This window comes from Muriicola sp. (genome assembly GCF_041567615.1).
Classification (GTDB): Bacteria; Bacteroidota; Bacteroidia; order Flavobacteriales; family Flavobacteriaceae; genus Muriicola.
In genome coordinates, this window is the sequence record NZ_JBFGBM010000250.1 from 1 (window position 1) to 2,815 (window position 2,815).

Annotated in this window: 1 protein-coding gene and 1 pseudogene; one reads left to right on the plus strand and one right to left on the minus strand. The window is 47.5% G+C overall.

Features of this window, described 5'->3' with window-relative positions; genetic code table 11:
* The first annotated feature begins 88 nt into the window (after positions 1 to 88).
* Complete coding sequence (locus ABYP73_RS12645) at positions 89 to 1,771, plus strand: tetratricopeptide repeat protein (RefSeq protein ID WP_372974572.1); 1,683 nt, start codon at positions 89 to 91, stop codon at positions 1,769 to 1,771.
* Positions 1,772 to 1,823: 52 nt separating this feature from the next.
* On the opposite strand, the pseudogene ABYP73_RS12650 reads toward ABYP73_RS12645, so the two are convergent.
* Positions 1,824 to 2,815 (minus strand): annotated as a pseudogene (locus ABYP73_RS12650) (hypothetical protein); the annotation flags it as partial.

Sequence of the window (2,815 nt, forward strand, 5' to 3'; positions counted from 1 at the left end):
AAAAAAACAGGGGTAAGTAAGCCGCGATTTTGTAACAAATGCCGCGTTCCTGAATCTTATTAAGTAAGACAACCATAAAAACATCCTGATGAAAATCCCTGACCTTCCTCTCAAGAAGCTCATTACCTGTGTAGTCGTTTTACTCACATTGGTCGATTCGTCTGCTCAAATGGACATTACAGCCGAACAATACCGGGAAGACCTGTTGTTCCTGCAGAAAACAGTGCATGAAGACTATCCCTTCCTGTTCAAAAAGACAACTGCTGATGACTTTGACAAGGCAGTAAAGGACCTGTATGAAGCCATTCCTGAGATGGAAGACCATGAGGTACTGGTGGGCCTGTCCAAGCTGGTGGCTTCCTTTGAATACGGGCATACCGTATTGGGTTACTGGGAAAATGTGATCCCCATCCATCAACTGCCCATTGTATTGTATCAGTATGATGATGGCGTTTACCTGCAAGGGGTACATAAAGATTATGAGACTGCCCTCGGGACCCGACTTCTGGCAATTGGGGATATGCCGGTTGAAGAAGTATTAGAGCAAATGCGACCCGTGGTACCGGCCGAAAATGACCAGTTCGTCAAGGCCTATGGCATCCATTACCTGACTTTTCCGGAATTCCTTCACGCCCAGGGAGTGATTCCCGAGTTTTCCACCACCGTCATCCTCACCCTTGAAAAAGATGGAAAGACCTACAAACAAACAGTAAAGGCCGTTCCCTTGGAGCGCTTCCCCAGGCAGTACGGGATGGTGGTTCCCGGGGGCGACTGGCTGGAATCACGCGACCTAAGCCAAACACCCCTCTACCTGAAAAACCTGGACAGGATCTGTTATTACGAATACCTGCCGGAGCACAAAACGGTTTATGTACGCCAAAGCCAGATACAGGACGATTCCATCCAGCCTATACCTGAATTTTACAAAGAGGTATTCGATTTCATCGATCAAAACGAGGTGGAAAAACTGATCCTTGACGTCCGCCTTAACGGAGGGGGGAACAATTACAAGAACAAGCCTGTGGTCACTGGAGTGATCGCCAGTAAAAAAATCAACCAGCCCGGAAAATTCTTTGTGATCCTGGGCAGGAGGACCTTCTCAGCCTGCCAGAACCTGGTCAATGAACTGCACAATTATACAAACGCGATCTTCATAGGGGAGCCTACATCCGAAAACATCAACTTTTACGGAGATAATCGCCCGGTGACCCTCCCCAACACAAAGATCAACGCCTATTTGTCCTTTGCCTGGTGGCAGGACAAACCCCAGTGGGAGAACAAACCGGCCTTGTATCCCCAGATCGCCACCGGACTCACCTTTGAGCAGTACCGAACTAATGAAGATCCTGCCCTGGAAGCCGCTCTGTCCTTCACAGGTGAAAATTTCATTGCAGATCCCATGCGTTACTTTACTGAATTATTTACCAGCGGCCAAATGGATAAAATATTACCTGAAGCACAACGCATGCTTGAGGACCCGAACTATGCCTTCTTTGATTTTGAAGGAGAATTCAACAAGACCGGCTATAATCTGTTGAACCAGGAATCCTTCCAGGAGGCCATCTACGTCTTTCAATTGAATACGGCCCTCTTCCCGGAATCGGCCAATACCTGGGACAGTTTGGCTGAAGCTTATTGGAAGTCAGGAGATCTGAATAAAGCACAGGAATTATACACCAAGGCTATAGCACTGGACCCGGAAGGTCCGGTAGGGGAGAATGCTCGTGCCATGCTCAAAGAAATGGATAAAGGGGCTGTAAAACAGCATTGATATTACTCCCTCTATCGGTTAAGATTTTTTAGAACACTCAAAATAACAGGGCTTAATCCAGTTTAGTAAAGGCGAATGTGTAGTCTGAGAGGTCCAGCTGAATGTGGTAGTTCCCATCTTCCACTGCTATATTTCTTCCGTCGGGTATGGCAGGTCCGACAAGATATTGGTCCATCCCCGGATGACCTCCCCAGTTCCGGAGCCAGCTGTCATTGCATCGGAATTTAACAGTGCCGGTCTTGAGATATAATTCGGCCTCCCAAATACTGCGTTCCGGATCGATGAGTTTCATAGGGGTAGACCGCCCTCCCACATCGTCATACCCGTCCAGAGCGGTACCGATGATGCCCACATTCTCATAGATCACCCGTACATCCGGGTTGTAATTCCGGATAAGGTCCAGAATAGCGTTCCCGTAGTTCAATTTGGCCTGGGCACCTCTGCGGTAGGCGATTTTTTGACTGCGATAGGTCTTGAAGAACGCCTGGTATTTGGAAGTTTTCAGGTCCTCTTTCAACTGATTAAGCCTGTCTTCTGTGTAGTATCCAGGGGAAGGTTCATCCACCCAGCCCCGGTTGAGATCTTCCCGGTGCATTTCCGGGAAAGGGAGGTTTTCCTTAATTAAAAAGTTACTTAAACGGTCAGTGTCAAGATCAAAATAGGTATTTTCATCGCTACTGGTCAGATTGATATATCCCTTGATCTGTTTGATCAGCTCGTTCCGCTCTGTGTCCCGGTAATCCGGCTGCAATTGATTTGCATAGAAGTACACATCAGACTGGTAGGTCTTGAAATTGTCGAAACTGGGGGCATACAGGGCATAAGGCAATTCACCCAGGGGGATGGAGTCGGGGGAAGACAGTATCATATCCAGGACACCTATCTGATAACTCATGTTCCCGATCTGACTTTGGAATTGGTCCACATCATAAAAAACAGCGCTGTAGATCTGCTCCAGGATGACATTGAATTCGATGGTTTGTTTGCGTTCATCGTTCCAGTTCTGTAATTGCAGGGCCATAAAAATACCGAGCATGATCAGGA

Coding starts and splice junctions, on each gene's coding strand:
- ABYP73_RS12645 (WP_372974572.1), top strand. CDS start 89: ATGAAAATCCCTGACCTTCCTCTCAAGAAGCTCATTACCTGTGTAGTC.